Below are 20,981 nucleotides of genomic sequence, written 5' to 3'. Positions count from 1 at the left end.
TGTCAGGTATAGGGCTTAACCTGAAATATTTATTTTAAAAAGGAAAATAATTTGGAGTAGGCTATGATTTTTCATTTTCCCATATAAGTGCGGCAGCCCCACAAATGGCAGCTGTTTTGCCGTCCATGCTAGATTCTAACAATTTTACCTTGCCTTTGTACACTTCCAGAAGATATTCATTAAAATAGCTCTCTAATGGCTCCATAATCCACTTTCCGCTATTGGTAAGGCCGCCCATTAAGATGAAGGCTTCGGGTTGGGTAAAGGCCGTAAAGTTAGCTAGAGCTTGCGCCATCATTTTTGCGGTGTAATCAAACGCCCTTTGGGCAATTATATCTCCTTCTTCCGCAGCCTTTGTAATATCTTCTCCATGTAAATCATTATACGAAATCCCTCTAAACTTACTAACTACCAAATACTTGCTTAACATATACATAATGGTGCGTTTTAAGCCCGTTGCAGATACGTAAGCTTCCAATCCACCGCGGACTCCCAAACCTGTCAATCTACCATCTCCAATGGTCATATCTACATGGCCCAATTCACCCGCAAAACCATCGTAGCCGTCTATTAATTGTCCATTTGCTACAATGCCTGCACCAAAACCGGTGCCCAGAGTTATCACTATAAAATCTGTCATTTTTTTTCCTCCTCCAAAAAGCATTTCACCTAATGCCGCCGCACTGGCATCATTCATGATCCGCATAGGTATGTTCATTCTTTCTTTTAACTTTTCAAGAATGGGTACACTGCCTTTCCAAACTAAATTGCTTGCATTTTCTATTGTCCCTTTTTTACTTGATGCATTTGGCGCACCAATACCGCAACCCAAGATGGTTACCTTTTTATCAAGATTTTCAACTAGTTCGTCTGAAACACTTTTTATTTTATCCAGGTAGTCATCTAAATCTGGAAATTCTCTGGTTCTAAAAAATGTTTTAATATGACATTTCCCTTTTTCATCTACCAATCCAATTTTTGTTTTAGTACCGCCAATGTCTATTCCTATAACAACATTCATGTTCCAGAGGTTTTATTACTGTACTTAAAGATAGCCAATATCAAAGCAATTTTCCATTCGATTTGAGCGAAAAGCCTATGGTAAGGTGTTTTTATTGGGCCAAAAGTCTAAAACCTGATTTCTGTCATATTTTAGGTCATAGGCCAGATTTACTTTTGAACTGAAGATTTTAATCATTTAAATTTTTAGGTATGAGTAACATTGATAAAGTTTTAGTTCCGTTTGACTTTTCTGAGGCATCTATAAATGCCCTGGAGTACACGGTTAATTTTGTTGGTCCAAATAGGGTTATAGGCATCCTTGCACTCTATGTGTCGTCCATGCCAACATCAGAATCTGAAAAAAATACGTTAAAGACTGATTTTTCAAAAATTGTAAAGTCTTTTAAGAAAAAGTCAAAAAATCCACCTGAATTTATTACAGCTACAGGAGATGTCATCGAAACAATTCTTGCAGAACAGCAAGAACATGACACTGATTTAATTCTCATGGGAACCATGGGGGATAAAAGCACCGATGAAGCTATAACCAATACCTCAAGACTTGTTTTAGAAGCTAATTGCCCTGTGATATCCGTACCCTTTGGATGCGCAATTAAAGAGCCTAAGGACATTGCCTTGGTAATGGGAAATGAGAGGATCGATGACAAAGAAGTACTTAAGACACTTTTGGATGTTGCTCGTACTTTTAACTCTAGAGTTCATGTGCTGACCATTTACAAAGAATCTGTCTATGCTGAGAAATCTGTTGTTGAGAGTACTGAGAACTTGTTGGAGTATTATTTGGAACATTTCTATGTAGAGCACGCTTTTAGTAAAAATCAAGATGTGGAAGAAGGAATATTGGACTACATCAACAAGAAAAATATAGACCTGTTGGCAATCTTGCCAAGAAACCATACAAAATTGAGTTCACCCTCAGAAGGGCGTTTGACAAAGCTGTTGACCTTGCATTCAGAGATTCCGGTTTTAACACTGGATTGATGACAATTACAATGATATAGCTATGGTCACACTACTAGTAATACTTGGTATTACAATAGCCTTGTTCATCTGGGGAAAATTTCAACCTGATGTTGTTGCACTAATGTCCATGTTAACGTTGTATTTGACGGGGATATTGGACGTTACGGAAACGCTCAGTGGCTTTAGCAATACTACAGTAATCATGATTGCGGCTTTGTTTATAATTGGCGAAGGACTCTCAAGAACAGGATGGACTGCTCTTGCAGGTCAACGCTTTGTAAATTGGGCAGGTAAAAGCATTCCCAAATTATTGGTCATTGTAACTTTAGGAGCCAGTGTGCTGTCAGGCTTTGTAAGCAATACAGGAACGGTGGCCGCTTTACTTCCTGTAACTGTTTCTGCTGCTTGGAGTGCAGGGACGTTACCATCAAAACTATTGATGCCCGTTGCTTTTGGGTCCAATACAGGAGGATTGTTGACTTTAACGGGCACACCTCCCAACATTATCGCCAGTAATACTTTGATTGAAAATAACCTTGAAGGGTTCTCATTTTTTGAATTTGGATTGATAGGGCTTCCTCTTTTGATAATTGCAATCGTCTATTTCAGATATATAGGATATCGTCTGTTGCCCAAACGCCAAACCAATGAAAAACCTGCGGACATTGATGCCGAAATGCACAAATGGATTTCAAGTTATAGCATTGGCGATAATCTTTATCGGTTACGTATTCGTTCTATGTCGCCATTGATTAATACCAAAATTGGGGACTGGAACTTTGAATCAAATCATCAAATAGCTGTAATGCGCTTAAAACGTAGGCACCCAAGCCCTTTACAACAAAAAGTGCCACAATTTGTGGAACTTCCAGAGCCCAGTACAGATATGAGGTATCATGATATCATTACAGTAAAGGGTACCCCTGAAGATGTGGACAAACTGGTGCTAAAATTTAGCTTGGGTGTCATTCCCACAACAGCTGAAAAGGATACATTAAAAAATGAGTTGATCAACCAAGAAGTTGGCATGGCAGAAATGCTTATTACTCCAAATTCGATTTTTGTTGGAAAAACGATCAATTTGGGCAATTACCTAAAACGCGCTGGGGTTCAATTGTTAGGAGCTTCAAGAAATAATCGCCCCTTAACAGGAAAAATTAAAATAGGTGCTGGAGATGCTTTCATAATAAGAGGGCCATGGGAAAATATTGAAAATCTAAAATCACTTTATGAAAACGTTGTAATTTCTGGTAGTCCAGAAGCATTGTCAAAAAACGTTGCAACATTGAGCACACGAAGTTATATCGCCATGATAACGCTCATTTTGATGATAGTGCTCTTAGTGTTCAAAGTTTTACCTGGTGCTATAGCAGCGTTGATTTGTGCTGGTATTATGTTGTTGACCCGTTGTGTACCCATTTCAAAAGCATATAAAGGAATAAGTTGGACAAGTGTGGTAATGATTGCCGCTATGATACCTATGGGAACAGCTTTACAGAAAACTGGAGTCGCCGAAATGGCAGCCAATGCTTTGGTAGAAATGCTGGGAAGCATACACCCAACAGTTCTTCTAGGGGGCATCTTTTTATTAACAACAGCTTTCAGTCAAACAATAAACAATTCAGCTACTGCAGTACTAATGGCACCAATTGCTTTATTGGCTGCAACTTCTTTGGGAGTGTCACCAAAGCCTTATTTAATAACGGTTGCAGTTAGCGCTTCAACCGCATTTTTAACCCCTGTGGGAACAACAACCAACGCAATGGTGATGTCTTCCGGCGGGTACAAATTTATAGATTATGTAAAAGTGGGAGGGCCGCTCCTCTTGCTGTTTTTTATTGCAACACTAGTATTGGTTCCATTGATTTGGAGCTTTTAACCTTAAAACAATAAACATGGATGGAATTATGGAAAAAACAAAAGATTTAAGCAAGTACGGAATACAGAATACTACTGCGCATTGGAATTTAGATGCAGAGACCTTACAACGTATTACGGTTGAAAATGGTATGGGTATCGAATCCGAGAATGGAACACTGGCTATAAATACAGGAAAGTTTACGGGCCGCTCACCTAAAGACCGTTTTTTGGTAAAAGATGAGTATACAAAAGATAGGGTGTGGTGGGGTAGAATTAACAAACCAATCTCACCTGAGAACTTTGATAAATTGCACGATGAGATTGCCAAGTATCTATCAAACAAAGAAATATATGTTAGGGATGCTGCAGTCTGCGCTCACCCTGATTATACCATGAATGTTCGTACAATTACGGAGTATCCTTGGTCCAACTACTTTATCAAAAATATGTTTCTGAGACTTTCAGAGGAGGAATTACAAGACTTTGATGAAGAATGGTTGGTACTATGTGCGCCTGGGTATGAAGCACCTAACCCAAAGGATTTTGGAATCATTGCAGGTAATTTTTCCATTCTTAATTTTACTCGCAAGATTGCTTTGGTTGGAGGATCGGAGTATCCAGGAGAAATGAAGAAAGGTATCTTTTCTGCATTGAATTTAATACTTCCGATAGATAAGAATGTGTTACCCATGCACTGTTCTGCCAATGTAGGCGAGAAAGGCGACACCGCTATCTTCTTTGGTTTATCCGGTACAGGAAAAACAACCTTGTCCGCAGACCCCAATAGAAAATTAATTGGAGATGATGAGCATGGTTGGACAGCAGAAAATATCATCTTTAATTTTGAAGGAGGATGTTATGCCAAAGTCATAGACCTAACAGAAGAGAAAGAACCGGACATTTATCGAGCTATTAGACCTGGAGCGTTATTGGAAAATGTTGTTTTCAAAGAAGGAACCAAAGAGGTGGACTACTTTGATAGCTCCATTACCCAAAATACAAGGGTGAGCTATCCTATTGATCATATTGACAATATCCAGATACCTTCTTATGCAGAAAACCCCAAAAACATCTTTTTCTTAACCTGTGACGCCTTTGGTGTATTGCCTCCGGTTTCTAAGTTGACACCAGGGCAGGCAGCGTATCATTTCATTTCTGGATATACGGCAAAAGTAGCCGGTACAGAAGCAGGGATCAATGAACCGGTTCCTTCATTCTCTGCATGTTTTGGAGAACCATTTATGCCTTTGCACCCTGCTGTTTATGCAGAAATGTTGAGCAAGAAAATGACCGAGGCCGGTGTTAATGTTTGGCTGGTAAATACCGGATGGAGTGGCGGCCCCTATGGCGTAGGTTCAAGAATTAAATTGAAGTACACCAGAGCAATGATTTCGGCCATTTTGGAAGGTGAATTGGACAAAGTAGACTTTGATGCCCATCCCATTTTTGGATTACATATGCCCAAATATTGTCCAGGAGTGCCAACTGAGATTTTGGACCCTATGAACACTTGGTTGCAAAAAGGCGCTTATGTAAGCAAAGCAATTCAATTGGCTCACTCATTCCACATTAATTTTGATAAATTTGCTAGTGAAGCATCAGAAGAGATTCTAAATGGCGGGCCATTGATTGATTCGCACCACAGCTTGAACGAACATTTTTAATTTTTAAAGTAACGTGAGTGACAAGATCGAATTCCAAATAGAAAACTTAGGAGTTCCTAAATTTAAATCTCCCCTTCAGTTAAGTACTGTTAGGGGAGATAATATATTCACTTTTATAAGTGAAACGGATAAATTGGTTTTCGATACTTCCCTGGAAGGCTATTCCCAATGTCTGGCCAATAACGAAGAACCTTCGTGTCTTGAAAAAGCAGGGCCAAGGCAAAACATCTTTTTTCAATCAGAAAAAGTAACGGCAGCCATTGTCACCTGTGGCGGGCTCTGCCCGGGCATCAATAATGTTATCCGCGGTATTGTAATGGCCCTCCACTATTTCTATGGGGTCAAAAGGGTTATAGGCGTTCCCTATGGTTATGAAGGGCTTAATCCAGAAGTGGGACATCCCTTTGTAGAGCTTACACCAGAAAAAGTAAAGGATATACATCAATTTGGAGGTACTATATTAGGTTCGTCTAGAGGAGGGCAGAGCGTAAGCACAATGGTAGACACTTTAGTTAGTAATAATGCGCAAATGCTTTTTGCCATTGGTGGAGATGGTACCTTAAAAGGGGCCAATGCCATTGGTGACGAAATTATGAAAAGAGGTTTGGACATTAGCGTTGTTGGGATTCCTAAAACCATAGATAACGATGTGGATATTATAGACAAATCCTTTGGTTTTGAAACGGCTTTTGACATTGCCAGCCCAATTTTAAAGGACGCGCATAATGAGGCCCATGGAGCTTATAATGGCATTTCTATTGTAAAGTTAATGGGCAGGGACAGTGGCTTTATTGCCGCATCCGCATCACTTGCAATGCCCGTAGTTAATTTTGTACTTGTACCAGAGCTGGACTTTAACCTTTACGGTAAGAATGGTTTTCTGGAAATTTTAAAGAAAAGATTAGAAGCCAAACATCATGCGGTTATAGTTGTTGCAGAAGGTGCTGGCCAACACCTTTTTGAAAAGGATGATGTTGTAACCGATGCTTCTGGCAATGTTCAACATGATGACATTGGTCTGTTTCTAAAACAAAAAATAAAGGAATACTTCTCTGATGTTTTTCCCGTGACCATCAAATACATTGACCCAAGTTATATTATTAGAAGTGCGGCAGCAAATTCAAGCGACAGTGTATTTTGCAGTAGCTTGGCATACCAGGCAGTACACGGTGCAATGAGTGGAAAAACTAAATTTGTTGTTGGCAAGGTAAATGACAGGTTTGTATACCTGCCAATTTCTGCAGTTGTTTCTAAAAGAAAGAAGATTGATCTGGAAAGCGGTTTTTGGTTTGCTGTTCTACAGAGTACGGGTCAACCGTTTTCAATAAAATAACATCGAATACAGTCACCTCTTTTTATAGGCCATCAAGAACTGAGTCCATCTTGGTGATGGCTTCTTTTACGTAAAACTGTACATTTTCAGATTCTTTACCACCTGTAATCCCATCAACGTCATCAGTTTGGGAAGAGCCACCGCTGGATGTGGCCATGATCACTATTTTGTCATTGAACTTTTTAGAAATATCCATGAACTTAACTATATCTGGTGGAGGATTCCATTTTTCCCAGGTATGAATCAGAAAGATTCCCTCATAATTCTCTTGATTTATTGTTGACAAATCAGAAATATCTACAAGACTTAGGTTGTAGTTGTTTTTGTAATGATCAATTATTCCATGACCAATTTTTTCAGGAAATTTTCCTTCAGTACAAGCAATAAGAAGCTTTGACTCCAACTCAGGATTGGTGACCTCTATTGCCTCCACTTTGGCCAAAGAAAACTCTTGATTGTACCAAACTGTAAAAAGTAAGGAGAGGCCGACTGCAAATAAGATTAAGATCAAAAATTCTTTAAAGCTTTTCATTTCTTTTTTGTTTAGAAATATGCAAAATTGCTAAGACTTAAAATTCCAAGTAAAATTATTGTGGTTTTGTTGTTTTATAAATGATAAAGGTCAGGTTCCGCGTTTTTACATATGAAAAGGAGGAAACCTTCGTGGTTTTTTTGGTTTGAAAGGAACAATAGGATTATGGATAATGATCAAATACTGACAAATGTCATTTTATTCTTTTGGTCAGGTATCTAGATTTGGTATATAAATACAAAGTAAATCTGTTATGGTAGTCAACATTCAATATCAAAAAATGGAAGTAAGTGAATCTTTGAACAAGATTCTGTTAAAAAAGCTTGACAAATTAGGAAGAAAACACAGTTGGGTCATTAATGCCAATGTGCTTTTTAAGATTGAGAATGATAAAACTGGACAGGACAAAGTTTGTGAGATAGAACTTAGTGCCCCTGGACCTCGACTTTTTGCAAAATCAAAAAAGGATAATTTTGAAAAAGCGATGGTTGAAACAGTTGATGAACTGAAGAGGCAACTAGAAAAAAGGCAAAGTGTTTTTGTTAGGCACTAGTCATTGTTAGTTAATTGAATAGCTGGATAATTTTAAATTTTTTTCCAATGAAAACAAAAATAGTATGTCTTGGTATGTTACTTTTATTAGGATGCTCCTCTACAAAACTTGTTAGCACTTGGAAAAACCCTGATATAGTTTTGTTTGAAGCATATAAGGTCCTAGTGGTAGGAATGACCCAAGATGATAATTTAAGAACAGAGTTTGAGACAAGACTTGCGGATAGGTTAAATGCGAAAGGGGTCGAGGCAATGCGAAGTATTGACCTTTTTGATGTTGAATTTACATCTTCAGAAAAATCGGAAGAAGAACTATCAGAAGTTGAAGGGCAACTATTGGACAAAGGTTTTGACGCTATTCTGTTCACAAAGGTGGTTGGTACGGAAAACAGAAGAACATTTAGAGAAAGAATGAGCAACCTTAATGAAATGTACACACGTTTCAGTACTGATTATTTAGATCACCAAGACATTTATTACAATCCAGAATACTATGAGACATTTAATATCTACACAGTAGAAACTTCGTTGTATTGCATTTGCATAGACAAAGAAAGAGAGCTTATATGGAGGAGCGACATAGATGTTCTAGAACCTATAAACATGGAAAAGACGGTTGAATCGTACATTAAGCTAATTGCAAGTAAAATGGGAGAACAAGATGTAATTTTTTAGCTACTGCTTTGATAGACTGAGTTCGCAAAGTAAATCAGTGAACTTAAGGGCACAAAACCCTGAAAGCAATATATAAATTAAAGAATCCCTAGGAAATCCAGTAAAATACAAATAGGAATTGCAACTAGAATAATAACAAGGACAAAAACCATTAGTCGCAAAAACCCGACTAACATTTTATTGCCAAAAGAAATTTCATCGGTCATAATAGTGTAATTTCTAACAATGTAAGAAATTATTCATTGATCAATTATAAATTGCACATCGTTATTCGATTAACGGGCAACTTTTAAGTATATCGTGCAGGGATTAACTGGATTTGGACTTATTGGAACTTAATTTTCTGCCAAGTTCCTCTAGCGTTATTCCCTTGGTTTCTGGCATCACGAATATTACCCATAATAGTTGAATTACCATCATTAAGGCAAAAAACAAGAAAATAGGCCATGGATTTTCTCGAAAAATTCCTTTGTCGGCGTCCAAGAAAATGGGAGTAACCAAAGTTATAACGGCTGCAAAAACCCAATGTGTGCCAGTACCCCATGATTGGCCAGAGGCTCTCACATTATTTGGGAATATTTCTGAAATAAAGACCCAAATCACTGCTCCCTGTCCAATGGCATGCGAGGCAATGAACACCAGAATAAAAGCTAACAGTAGAGTTGAACTGGCATCAGCGTAAAAACACCAACCTACCATAGCCAAACTTATAATGTAGCCTAATGAACCAATCTTCATCAATTGTTTTCGCCCCAAACGATCTATTAAACGAATACCTATGAGCGTGAAAACAAGATTTACGATTCCGATAGAAATAGAGCTGAATAAAGACTCCTTTGATGCCAGACCGGCGCGTTCCAATATTTCGGGAGCATAATAAAGAACGAAGTTTATACCTGAAAGCTGATTGAAAAATGCTATTAAAAAAGCTAGTAGCAATTGCTTCTTGTACTTTCCAGAAAAGAGTTTTTCTTTAGAAAAGCTTTTTCCTAGCGCTTCTTTAATCTCTTGCATTCTAAGTTTTGCCACTTCTGCATTTGTAATAAATTCCAAAGCTTTAAGTGCTTGTTTTTCATCTTGTTTTTTTGTCATAAGCCATCTAGGACTATTGGGAATATAGAAGACCATTGCTGTATATGCAAGAGCAGGAACAGCCTCAATGCCTAACATCCATCGCCAATCATTAGCTCCGTCAAAACCTTTTAATAAATAGTTGGATATAAACGCAATGAAAATCCCAAATACAATGTTGAATTGATACATAGCTCCAAGTTTTCCTCTATTTTCGGGAGTCGAGATTTCAGAAATATAAATAGGTGCTGCTACCGATGAAGCTCCGACCCCAACCCCTCCAATGAATCTGAAGAACGAAAAAAGATATGGGTCTTGGGCCACCGAGGAGCCAAGAGCGGACAGAAAATAAAGTATCCCAATCCATATCAAGGTCTTTTTCCTGCCTAATTTATCACAGGGTATTCCTCCAAACAATGAGCCTAAAACAGTTCCCCATAGCGCCATGCTCATAATAAAAACTCCATGAAAAAGAGGAGAGGTGTTCCAAAGCTCTTTTATAGGTAGGTTGGCTCCGGATATGACAACAGTGTCAAAACCAAATAAAAAACCCGCCAAAGCAGCGGTGAGCGAAATTTTAAAAATACGGTTGTTCATGGTAAGTTGATTTCTCTAAAACTAGCGAAAAATTAAAGAATAGTTTTTATATAGGCTATTACCTGTGCTGTTGCACCTATGTTTTTGTTGATGTATTTAGAATTGATCTTGCCGGTTCTTTCCCTGAAATCACCATCGTCAATCAAGCGTGCCATCAGTTCTTTAAACTCTTCTTTACTGGTAACAACGTATATTCCCTTTTTACTCACCAAATCTTCCGCCTCTTTAAATCCACTGTAATTTGGACCAATGACCACAGGAATTCCATTAACAGCAGGTTCAAGTGTGTTGTGCAATCCAGTTTCAAAAGCACCCCCCACATATGCTATGTCCGCATAACTGTAGATTTTTGTCAAAAGGCCAATGTTGTCTATAATGATTACGTCAAAGGTGGAGAGAACTTCCCCTTCAATTTTTGAAAAACAAACCGTTTTTTTGGAAATATTGGTTTTTAATTTTTGAACATGGGTTTCTTTTATGGTGTGGGGTGCAATAACACATTTTATTTGTTCATTGGTGGAATTGATCCAGTCAGCCAAGATTTCCTCATCCTCTGGCCATGTACTGCCGGCTACAAGGCAGAGTCCATCATTTTTAAACTCATTCATAAAATCTAAATGATTGTTCTGTTTCAATATTTCAGAAACCCGATCAAATCGAGTATCACCACCAACCGTAATATTTTCGAAGCCAATTGAGGACAACAGGTCTTTGGATTTTTTATCCTGAACAAAAAAATGAGCAAAAGCTTTCAGACCATTGCGCATAAAACCACCAAAAGGTTTAAAAAAGATCTGTCTATTGGAAAATATAGCGGAAACCAATATCACCGGAATATTTCTTTGCTTCAACCCATAAAGGTAGTTTGGCCAAATCTCATACTTTATAAAAATTGCAAGTTCTGGCTTGACCATATCCAGAAATCTTTTTACGTTAGATTTGGTATCCATTGGCAGATAGATCACAATATCAGCTATTGGGGTATTTTTTTTTACTTCATACCCAGATGGAGAAAAGAAAGTAAGTATAATTTTGTGGGATGGATAGTTGAGTTTTGTTTTTTCTAGAATGGGCAACCCTTGTTCATATTCCCCTAAAGAGGCAACATGCATCCAAATAAATCGATCATTTTTTGAGATTTTTAAGTTTAACTGTTGGAATATGCCCTTTCTCCCTGAAACAAACAACTTCATCTTGGTGTTAAAAAGTGCAATCACTTTTATAACAATCCAAGAAATAGAAATCAAAAAATTATATACAAACCGCACAAACATCATATTTCAGCTAAAATACATTCTTTCATCAATAGGTGGTTATGGTGTGTTAATTTCTTAATTTTATGCCATAATATATTTAGATGAAGAAAATACAAATGGTTGACTTAAATGGTCAATATGAAGGTATAAAAGATGAAGTGAACAATTCTATTTCGGAGGTTTTAGATTCCTCGGCATTTATAAATGGGCCTCAAGTGCATGCCTTTCAAAAAGAGTTAGAAGAATATTTGAACGTTAAGCATGTAATTCCATGTGCAAATGGTACAGATGCACTTCAAATATGTATGATGGGTTTGGGGTTAAAACCAGGAGATGAGGTCATTACAGCAGACTTTACGTTTGCTGCAACAGTAGAAGTGATTGCTCTTTTAAATCTTACACCTGTTTTGGTTGATGTAGAGCCAGATACTTTTAATATTGATATAGATGCCATTGAAAAAGCAATTACCCCAAAAACCAAGGCAATAGTTCCCGTACACTTGTTTGGTCAATGTGCGAATATGGATGCCATAATGGAATTGGCAGAAAAACATAGCTTGTATGTGATTGAAGATAATGCTCAAGCTATTGGAGCAACGCATACTTTTAAAAATGGTCAAAAGCAAAAAGCAGGCACTATCGGTCATGTGGCATCTACTTCCTTCTTTCCATCCAAAAACTTAGGATGCTATGGAGATGGCGGAGCCATTTTCACCAATGATGATGATTTGGCCCACACGATTCGCGGAATGGTAAACCACGGTATGTATAAAAGATATCATCATGATGTAATTGGGGTCAATTCCAGATTGGACTCTATTCAAGCAGCGGTTCTTAGAGCTAAACTTCCAAATTTAGATACCTATAACTCAAAGCGAAGAGAAGCGGCAAGAAGGTATTCCAAGGCCTTTGAAGGGCAAGAACATATAATGGTGCCCAAAACGGTAAATGGCTGTGATGGAATATGCGATACTTGTGACTGTCATGTTTTTCATCAGTATACCCTTCGTATTTTGAACGAAAAAAGAGACGGGCTGGCACAACATTTAAATGATAATGGCGTTCCTTGTGGAGTGTATTATCCTATTCCTTTGCACAAGCAAAAAGCATATATGGATGAGCGCTATAATGAAGCTGATTTTCCAGTTACGAATCAATTGATAAAAGAAGTGATATCACTTCCCATGCATACGGAGTTGGATGATGATCAGATTCAATTTATAACCAACTTGGTCATTGACTTTCTAAACCATTAAGCATGAAAATACTTGTAACCGGAGGATTGGGATTTATAGGTTCCCACACTGTTGTTGAACTTCAAAACGAAGGTTTTGAAGTTGTAATCATTGATAACCTATCCAATTCCTCAGAGGATGTTCTGGTTGGTATTGAGGCCATTTCTGGAAAGAAACCCATTTTTGAGAAGATGGATCTTCGGAACAAGTCAGATGTTCAACAATTCTTTGCAAAACATAATAACATTGATGGTGTAATTCACTTTGCAGCCTCCAAAGCGGTTGGGGAAAGTGTAGAAAACCCACTTTTATATTACGAAAACAACCTTGGAGTTTTGGTGTATATGCTTCAAGAGCTTACCGCACTGGATAAGTCCAACTTTATATTTAGTTCCTCCTGCACAGTATACGGTCAGGCAGATAAAATGCCGATTACGGAGGATGCACCCGTAAAACCGGCAGAATCTCCTTATGGAAACACAAAACAAGTAGGTGAAGAAATCATAAAAGATACTTGTAAGGTGAATCCACAGTTAGCCGCAATTGCATTACGTTACTTTAATCCAATAGGCGCACATCCAACAGTGGAAATTGGAGAACTTCCTATTGGAGTTCCTCAAAACCTGCTTCCATATATAACACAAACAGGAATTGGTCTTAGGGAGCAGTTATCTGTTTTTGGAGATGATTACCCAACTGAGGATGGCACTTGTATTAGAGATTATATTCATGTGGTTGATGTGGCAAAAGCACATGTTGTTGCTTTGCAGCGATTGCTGAATCAGAAAAACGAAGCCAATTATGAAGTGTTTAATTTAGGCACGGGAAAAGGCAGTTCTGTATTAGAGGTAATCAACAGTTTTGAACGGGTATCTGGAGAAAAATTGAACTATAAAATAGTAGATAGGAGACAAGGAGATGTTATTCAAGCTTATGCAGATACAAAAAAAGCAAACCAAGTCCTTGGTTGGAAAGCACTATCATCCTTAGATGATTCCATGAGATCTGCTTGGGATTGGGAACGAAAGATTAGAAAATAGTTATACAAGACATGTTCAGGAGCCCACCTTTTAGGTGGGCTTTTTTATTCAAATTAATTAAGGAATCAGGATTTTTTATTGCAGAAATACAATGTATGCTTACTTTTAAAACACAAATTAGCTAACTCAAAAAGACATGAAAAAAATTCTCTTAGTATCAATTTCATTATGTACTTCCATCCTCTTTGCCCAAGAAACATATCTGCAATGTGGAAAAATAGTTGATGTGCAATCTGGCAAAGTCCTTTCAGAGAAGACCATTGTGGTTTCTGGAAATAGCATTAAATCTATTCAAAATGGGTACAAAACTGGCAGTGCTGAAGACAAAGTGATAGATCTTAAAAATAAAACAGTGTTACCAGGATTTATCGACCTTCATGTGCATATTGAAGGGCAGTCAAGTCCTCGCTCCTACATTCAAAGATATACGGACAATGAAGCGGATGTTGCTCTTCAATCTACCGTTTATGCCAAAAATACTTTAATGGCGGGATTTACGACGGTACGTGATTTAGGTGGAAGTGGTGTGAACATAGCACTAAGAAAAGCAATTAATAAAGGGAGTGTTGTTGGGCCTAGGATTTTTACAGCAGGAAAAGCCATTGGAACAACGGGAGGACATGCTGACCCAACCAATGGAATGAAAAAATCACTAATGGGTGACCCTGGACCAAAAGAAGGAGTGGTTAATTCCCCTGAAGATGGCAAAAAAGCAGTAAGGCAACGCTATAAAGACGGAGCGGATGTAATTAAAATTACGGCAACAGGAGGCGTGTTGAGTGTGGCCAAAAGTGGACAGAACCCTCAATTTACAATGGAAGAAATCAAGGCCATTACAGATACGGCAAAAGATTACAATATGCTTACCGCTGCCCATGCCCATGGTGATGAAGGAATGCAACGTGCCGTTAAAGGAGGTATAAAAACCATTGAGCATGGAACATTGATGAGCGATGAAACCATGGATTTAATGATTCAGTACAATTCGTTCTTGGTTCCAACCATTACGGCCGGAAAACAAGTAACGGAAAAGGCCAAAATCACTGGATACTTTCCAGAGGTGGTTGCCAAGAAAGCTAGAGAGATTGGCCCTAAAATTCAAGGAATGTTCCAAAGAGCATACAAAAAAGGAGTGCCAATTGCTTTTGGAACAGATGCTGGGGTTTTTCCACACGGGGAAAATGCAAGAGAGTTTACCTATATGGTGGAAGCTGGAATGCCAATAATGGCAGCTTTGAAATCGGCAACTATAACAAATGCCACACTGCTGGGCATGGGGGACAATCTAGGACAATTAAAAGAAGGTTTTTTGGCTGATATTGTAGCTGTGGACGAGAACCCTATAAATAACGTAGAGACCTTAAAAAATGTGGTCTTTGTGATGAAAGAAGGGCAAATATTCAAATCAGAATAAGACTTTCTTTAGCGTTTGGGCAAAAATTAGGACATGTTATCCAATTTCAACAATAGTCTAGAATTATTGGAAGTAGCTCAAAAGGAACTGCTTTATCAAAAATTGCTAACTCAGGTAAAGAAAGACTTTGAGATGGCGAACATAGGATTGGAATTCAAAATGGATATTAAACCTGATCAATTGAAGGGTATCCTGCACGAGAAACTTTATTTTTTGATTTTAGAAAAATTTGAAGAATACCTAAATCTATTATATGTAGTTGATATTTCTGAAAATACGATAAAGAAAATAGAGGCTGTTGATGCGGTGGACGTTTCTGCAGAAGTATGCTTTTTGTTGCTTAAAAGAGAGTTTCAGAAAGTTTGGTTCAAACACAAATATGGGACCTAAAAGATTTTTTCGATTATGGCCAAGTTTGTTGACCTACCTTTGGTAATTGTTGTATTTTTGGTTAAATTTTTCAGATAGGTTTTAGCTAGAAACTGTCCATGGATAAATATTCTTTTTTAAATGCTGCGCATACTTCATTTTTTGCGGAGCAATATGATAAATATCTAACAAGCCCAGATAGTCTTGAACCCAGTTGGAGGGCTTTCTTTCAAGGATTTGATTTTGGACTGGAGAGCTCGTTGGAAGAGTTGGAATTTGGTTCTGAAAACGGATCCATGAAATTGGCTAATGGCCAAGAGGTGGAAATTCCGCAATCCCTTCAGAAAGAGTTTCAGGTAATTCGCTTAATTGATGGATACCGCTCACGAGGGCATTTATTTACACAAACGAATCCAGTAAGAGAAAGAAGAAAGTACGATCCATCATTGGAGATATCCAATTTTGGATTATCGAATGAAGATATGGATACTGTTTTTGATGCTGGCAAAGTTATTGGCATAGGAACAAGCTCGCTTAAAAACATTATAGCCCACTTAGAACGCATTTATTGTGATGCAATTGGTGTGGAATATATGTACATACGCACACCAGAACGAATCCAGTGGATTCAAAACTGGCTGAACGTAAATGACAACCACCCAACTTTTTCGGCAGACGAAAAGAAAAATATACTTAGAAAACTCAATGAAGCTGTTTCTTTTGAGAGCTTTTTACATACTAAATATGTTGGGCAAAAGCGATTTTCCTTGGAAGGGGGAGAATCGTTAATCCCTGCTCTGGATGTAATTATTGAAAAAGCCGCCGATGCTGGAGTAAAACAGTTTGTTATGGGAATGGCCCATAGAGGGCGTTTAAGCGTGCTAACCAATATTTTTGGTAAATCACCAAAAGATATTTTTAGTGAATTTGATGGTAAAGATTATGAAGAAACCATCTTTGATGGGGATGTAAAATACCACTTGGGGTGGACATCCAAACGTGAAACGGACTCTGGAAAAATGGTCAACATGAACATTGCTCCCAATCCATCTCATTTAGAAACCGTTAATGGCATAGTTGAGGGAATTGCGCGTGCAAAACAGGACCATGACCATCAAGATAATGTATCGGAGGTACTTCCAATTTTAGTGCACGGAGATGCTGCTTTTGCTGGTCAAGGCATAGTCTATGAGATTGTACAAATGGCGAGATTAGATGGATATCATACTGGGGGGACCATACATATTGTGGTCAATAACCAGATTGGATTTACCACCAATTATTTAGATGCCAGATCTTCCACCTATTGCACAGATGTGGGCAAGGTAACGTTATCTCCAGTTTTACATATTAACGCAGATGATGCAGAAGCTGTGGTGCATGCTGCAACCTTTGCTTTGGAGTATAGAATGCGTTACAAAAGAGATGTTTTCTTAGATCTATTGGGTTACAGAAAATATGGACATAATGAAGGGGATGAGCCTAAGTTCACCCAACCTTTATTATATAAATCCATATCCAAGCATCCTAATCCCAGAGACATTTACGCAGAAAAGCTGATTGCTGAAGGGATTATAGACAAGAATTACGTTAAAGAATTAGAAGCAGAGTACAAGAAAAATCTGGAAGAAGACTTGTTGGATTCTCGTAAGGTTGAAAAAACAAGAATTACACCGTTCATGCAAGATGAATGGGAAGGGTTTGGACAAGTGGCCGAAGATGCCATGCTTGGTACGATAGATACTTCATATGAATTGAAGAAACTAGATCAAATAGCCAAGAGTATAACCGGTTTGCCTGAAGAAAAGAAATTCCTTAGAAAATTGGAGCGTCTTGTTGGGGCACGAAACAAAATGTATTTTGAGGACAATCAATTGGATTGGGCCATGGGAGAACTTTTGGCATATGGTTCACTGATTGAGGAAGGTTACGATGTCCGTATGACGGGTCAAGATGTAGAAAGGGGAACCTTTTCTCACCGTCATGCTGTTATTAAAACCGAAATGCATGAAGAAGAAGTGGTTTTGCTCAATGAGTTAGGTGAAAATCAAAATGGAAAATTCCATATTTACAATTCATTACTTTCGGAATATGCGGTAATGGGCTTTGATTATGGATATGCCATGGCAAGTCCAAAAACATTGACCATTTGGGAAGCACAATTTGGAGACTTCAGTAATGGAGCGCAAATTGTTATTGATCAGTACCTTTCTTCAGCAGAAGATAAATGGAAGTTGCAAAATGGATTGGTACTTTTATTACCGCATGGCTACGAGGGGCAAGGGGCAGAACATTCATCGGCACGCATGGAAAGATACCTTCAGTTATGCGCAAAGGACAATATGTATGTGGCAGATGTAACTACTCCTGCCAATATGTTCCATTTGTTGCGCAGACAAATGAAGGCCAGTTTTAGAAAACCACTTATTGTTTTTACACCAAAGAGCCTGTTAAGGCATCCAAAAGTGTTGTCCACCAAGGAAGAAATGGCCAATGGAAGTTTCCAGACTCTCATTGATGATGATAAGGCAACGGCAGCCAAAACAAAAACATTGGTTTTCTGTACAGGTAAGTTCTATTATGATTTATTGGATAATAAGGAAAACCTAAAGAGGGATGATGTGGCATTGGTAAGATTGGAACAACTGTTTCCATTACCAACAAAGGAGATTCGCGGCATTATAAAAAAATACAAAAATGTAGATGACATAGTTTGGGCTCAAGAAGAACCTAGAAATATGGGGGCTTGGGGTCATTTATTGATGCATTTAGATGAAGCAAAACAGTTTAGGGTGGCATCCAGAAGATTTTATGGGGCTCCAGCTGCAGGAAGTGCAGTGCGCTCACAAAGAAGGCACGCCCAAGTAATAGAATATGTCTTTGATAAGACCAAGGACAACATGGTTAGAAGATAATTTACAAAGCATTAAAACTAGAATAACATGGTTTTAGAAATGAAAGTTCCCTCACCAGGGGAGTCCATTACCGAAGTAGAGATTGCAGAATGGTTGGTGCAAGATGGAGATTATGTTGAAAAAGATCAGGCAATTGCTGAGGTAGATTCCGATAAAGCTACTTTAGAACTTCCTGCGGAAGAAAGCGGAATAATTACGCTAAAAGCAGAAGAAGGAGATGCAGTGGCAGTAGGCGAAGTGGTTTGTCTAATAGATACAAGCGCTGCAAAACCAGAGGGAGATACTGAAGCGCCAGCTGCCAAAGAAGAAGCTAAGTCAGCACCGCCAAAGGTGGAATCTTCAGAACCAGTTGAGGCTAAGAAAGAAACCTATGCGTCCGGCACACCATCGCCAGCTGCAAAGAAAATTCTTGATGAAAAAGGAATCGATTCAGCGGCAGTTTCAGGTTCTGGTAGAGATGGCCGTATTACCAAGGAGGATGCAGTAAAAGCAGTCCCGTCCATGGGGTCGCCAACTGGTGGAAGCAGAGGCGAGTCTCGTTCCAAGCTTTCCATGCTAAGAAGAAAAGTTGCTGAACGTTTGGTTGCTGCCAAAAATGAAACTGCAATGTTGACCACTTTCAACGAAGTGGATATGTCTCCAATTTTTGAATTGCGTAAGCAGTACAAAGAAACGTTTAAAGAAAAGCATGGGGTAAGTTTGGGCTTTATGTCCTTCTTTACAAAAGCAGTTGTTCGTGCATTGGAAATGTACCCTGCTGTAAATTCTATGATAGATGGTAAAGAAATGTTGTCCTATGATTTTTGTGACATCAGTATAGCGGTTTCAGGCCCAAAGGGACTTATGGTACCAGTTATCCGAAACGCGGAGAACCTAACTTTTAGAGGTGTTGAAGCTGAGGTAAAACGTCTAGCGATAAGAGCAAGAGAAGGGGAGATTACTGTAGACGAAATGACTGGAGGTACCTTTACTATAACCAATGGGGGCGTGTTTGGTTCAATGTTATCCACACCTATTATAAACCCACCACAAAGTGCTATTTTAGGAATGCACAATATTGTGGAGCGCCCAATTGCTAAAGACGGACAAGTGGTGATTGCGCCCATCATGTATGTGGCACTTTCCTATGACCATAGAATCATTGATGGTAAAGAATCCGTAGGATTCTTGGTTGCTGTAAAAGAAGCTTTGGAGAGTCCAGAAGAATTATTGATGGACGGCAATGTGAAAAAAGCTTTAGAGCTTTAGGAAAAGGCACTTTTTATCATAATCAATTACGGCCTTACCTTTTTTAAGGACGTCGCCGCCTATAATTCCATCTACTGGCAAGGCATTGTGGAGTGTAAGTGCTTTGTTGACATGAACCAAATCAAATAACACCATTTTTTGTTTCTTTTTCTTCCAGGCGCCAATTTGAATCTTATTCTTGTTGGATACCAAAGTTTCCATTTCTGAAGCTCCAGCTCCGGCAGCTTTAATATCAGATACTTCGGAAACCATTTTAAAAAAATCAATTTTGTCCATGCCAACACATGTGTTGGAAGCTCCAGTGTCTAGAATAAATCGGCCGGAAACACCATTGATTTTGGCTGCTATTTCAAAATGATTGGTTTCTGTCATGACTAAAGGAATGCGAGCATAATTTTTGGAAGACAGAAATTTTTTGAGGGATTTCATCAACTATTTTTATTAAAGATAAACCTATTTTTGCTTTATGGTTATAACGGATACGCATACGCATTTATATAGCGAAGCTTTTGATGAGGATCGCGATGCAATGATAAAAACAGCGATGGAAGCAGGTGTAAAACGTTTCTTTATTCCAGCCATAGATTCCACTTATTCCCAAGCTATGTTGGATTTGGAAGCTGCGTATCCGGAAAACGTTCATTTAATGATGGGGCTTCACCCTACCCATGTAAAGGAGAATTATGAAGAAGAGTTAGCCCATGTGGAGAAGATGCTCTCGGAGCGAAGTTTTTGTGCTGTTGGGGAAATCGGTATTGATTTGTATTGGGACAAAACCTTTTTAAAGCAACAGCAAGATGCTTTTGTACGTCAGATCCAGCTGGCAAAAAAGTATGCACTTCCTATTGTAATTCATTGTCGAGAATCTTTTGATGAAATCTTTGAGGTCTTGGAGCAAGAAAAAGGAGATGACCTTCGTGGAATATTCCATTGTTTTACGGGCACTTTGGAGCAGGCAAATAAAGCCATATCCTATAATATGAAGTTGGGAATTGGTGGAGTGGTAACCTTTAAAAATGGGAAAATTGATACTTTTTTAAATGAGGTAGATTTGCAACATATTGTATTAGAAACGGATTCTCCTTATTTAGCACCTGTTCCTTATAGAGGAAAGCGAAACGAAAGTTCCTATATAATTAAGGTGGTGGAGAAGCTTGCTAAATTATATGGTATGGGTCAAGAGGAGATAGCGTCAATAACAACTAACAACTCCAAAAAAGTTTTTGGTATTTAA

Annotated in this window: 18 protein-coding genes; 13 read left to right on the top strand and 5 right to left on the bottom strand. The window is 38.4% G+C overall.

Features of this window, described 5'->3' with window-relative positions; translation table 11 throughout:
• Positions 1-61: 61 nt before the first annotated feature.
• Positions 62-1,021 carry an ROK family protein gene (locus tag DKG77_RS00625; protein WP_109659205.1) on the bottom strand — a complete coding sequence of 320 codons (960 nt, stop codon included), beginning with the start codon at positions 1,019-1,021 and terminating at the stop codon, positions 62-64.
• Positions 1,022-1,212: 191 nt separating this feature from the next.
• Between DKG77_RS00625 and DKG77_RS00620 the strand changes: the two genes are divergently transcribed.
• Genes DKG77_RS00620 through DKG77_RS00605 form a run of 4 tightly spaced genes read left to right on the top strand, consistent with a single transcriptional unit; the run spans position 1,213 to position 6,843 of the window.
• Entirely contained in the window at positions 1,213-2,004 is a 792-nt protein-coding gene (locus DKG77_RS00620; protein WP_109659204.1) for a universal stress protein, read from the top strand.
• Positions 2,005-2,026: 22 nt separating this feature from the next.
• Complete coding sequence (locus DKG77_RS00615; protein ID WP_109659202.1) at positions 2,027-3,865, top strand: SLC13 family permease; 1,839 nt, start codon at positions 2,027-2,029, stop codon at positions 3,863-3,865.
• A gap of 28 nt (positions 3,866-3,893) precedes the next feature.
• Entirely contained in the window at positions 3,894-5,510 is a 1,617-nt protein-coding gene (pckA, locus tag DKG77_RS00610; protein ID WP_243414764.1) for a phosphoenolpyruvate carboxykinase (ATP), read from the top strand.
• 13 nt (positions 5,511-5,523) lie between these two features.
• Positions 5,524-6,843 carry an ATP-dependent 6-phosphofructokinase gene (locus tag DKG77_RS00605; RefSeq protein WP_109659198.1) on the top strand — a complete coding sequence of 440 codons (1,320 nt, stop codon included), beginning with the start codon at positions 5,524-5,526 and terminating at the stop codon, positions 6,841-6,843.
• A 22-nt stretch (positions 6,844-6,865) separates the two neighbouring features.
• Here the strand turns inward: DKG77_RS00605 and DKG77_RS00600 are convergent, their stop codons facing one another.
• A complete protein-coding gene (locus tag DKG77_RS00600) occupies positions 6,866-7,375 on the bottom strand; it encodes a hypothetical protein (RefSeq protein ID WP_109659196.1) in 510 nt (169 codons plus the stop codon).
• 253 nt (positions 7,376-7,628) lie between these two features.
• Here DKG77_RS00600 and hpf point away from each other — a divergent pair, with 253 nt between their 5' ends.
• Both hpf and DKG77_RS00590 read left to right on the top strand, forming a co-directional pair.
• Complete coding sequence (gene hpf / locus DKG77_RS00595; RefSeq protein ID WP_109659194.1) at positions 7,629-7,928, top strand: ribosome hibernation-promoting factor, HPF/YfiA family; 300 nt, start codon at positions 7,629-7,631, stop codon at positions 7,926-7,928.
• A gap of 47 nt (positions 7,929-7,975) precedes the next feature.
• On the top strand, positions 7,976-8,602 hold the full coding sequence (locus tag DKG77_RS00590; protein ID WP_109659192.1) for a hypothetical protein: 627 nt from the start codon (positions 7,976-7,978) through the stop codon (positions 8,600-8,602).
• A gap of 309 nt (positions 8,603-8,911) precedes the next feature.
• Here the strand turns inward: DKG77_RS00590 and DKG77_RS00585 are convergent, their stop codons facing one another.
• Together DKG77_RS00585 and DKG77_RS00580 are read right to left on the bottom strand one after the other, a co-directional pair.
• Positions 8,912-10,270 (bottom strand): sugar porter family MFS transporter, encoded by a 1,359-nt coding sequence (locus DKG77_RS00585; RefSeq protein ID WP_109659190.1) that lies wholly within the window; start codon positions 10,268-10,270, stop codon positions 8,912-8,914.
• Between the two features lie 32 nt (positions 10,271-10,302).
• Complete coding sequence (locus DKG77_RS00580; RefSeq protein WP_313789241.1) at positions 10,303-11,463, bottom strand: 3-deoxy-D-manno-octulosonic acid transferase; 1,161 nt, start codon at positions 11,461-11,463, stop codon at positions 10,303-10,305.
• Between the two features lie 164 nt (positions 11,464-11,627).
• On the opposite strand from DKG77_RS00580, the gene DKG77_RS00575 reads away from it, so the two are divergent.
• The 6 genes from DKG77_RS00575 to odhB all read left to right on the top strand — a co-directional run bounded on the left by DKG77_RS00575 (position 11,628) and on the right by odhB (position 19,747).
• The gene (locus DKG77_RS00575) at positions 11,628-12,782 is read left to right on the top strand and encodes a DegT/DnrJ/EryC1/StrS family aminotransferase (RefSeq protein WP_109659186.1); all 1,155 of its coding nucleotides are present in this window, start codon (positions 11,628-11,630) and stop codon (positions 12,780-12,782) included.
• 2 nt (positions 12,783-12,784) lie between these two features.
• The gene (gene galE / locus DKG77_RS00570) at positions 12,785-13,801 is read left to right on the top strand and encodes a UDP-glucose 4-epimerase GalE (RefSeq protein ID WP_109659185.1); all 1,017 of its coding nucleotides are present in this window, start codon (positions 12,785-12,787) and stop codon (positions 13,799-13,801) included.
• 136 nt (positions 13,802-13,937) lie between these two features.
• Positions 13,938-15,215: a metal-dependent hydrolase family protein gene (locus DKG77_RS00565; RefSeq protein WP_109659183.1), complete on the top strand. Its 1,278-nt coding sequence runs from the start codon at positions 13,938-13,940 to the stop codon at positions 15,213-15,215.
• Between the two features lie 33 nt (positions 15,216-15,248).
• Positions 15,249-15,605 (top strand): hypothetical protein, encoded by a 357-nt coding sequence (locus DKG77_RS00560; protein ID WP_109659181.1) that lies wholly within the window; start codon positions 15,249-15,251, stop codon positions 15,603-15,605.
• A gap of 98 nt (positions 15,606-15,703) precedes the next feature.
• Positions 15,704-18,499 carry a 2-oxoglutarate dehydrogenase E1 component gene (locus DKG77_RS00555; protein ID WP_109659179.1) on the top strand — a complete coding sequence of 932 codons (2,796 nt, stop codon included), beginning with the start codon at positions 15,704-15,706 and terminating at the stop codon, positions 18,497-18,499.
• Between the two features lie 27 nt (positions 18,500-18,526).
• Positions 18,527-19,747, top strand: a complete 1,221-nt coding sequence (odhB, locus tag DKG77_RS00550) for a 2-oxoglutarate dehydrogenase complex dihydrolipoyllysine-residue succinyltransferase (protein WP_109659177.1) — start codon at positions 18,527-18,529, stop codon at positions 19,745-19,747.
• Here the strand turns inward: odhB and DKG77_RS00545 are convergent.
• The gene (locus DKG77_RS00545; protein WP_109659175.1) at positions 19,736-20,176 is read right to left on the bottom strand and encodes a retropepsin-like aspartic protease; all 441 of its coding nucleotides are present in this window, start codon (positions 20,174-20,176) and stop codon (positions 19,736-19,738) included. The genes odhB and DKG77_RS00545 overlap by 12 nt on opposite strands.
• A gap of 37 nt (positions 20,177-20,213) precedes the next feature.
• Between DKG77_RS00545 and DKG77_RS00540 the strand changes: the two genes are divergently transcribed.
• On the top strand, positions 20,214-20,981 hold the full coding sequence (locus tag DKG77_RS00540) for a TatD family hydrolase (RefSeq protein WP_109659173.1): 768 nt from the start codon (positions 20,214-20,216) through the stop codon (positions 20,979-20,981).

It is taken from the genome of Flagellimonas aquimarina, assembly GCF_003149745.1.
Classification (GTDB): domain Bacteria; phylum Bacteroidota; class Bacteroidia; order Flavobacteriales; family Flavobacteriaceae; genus Flagellimonas; species Flagellimonas aquimarina.
Note: the sequence above shows the minus strand (reverse complement) of the source record. Positions and strands in the feature narration are given on the sequence as shown.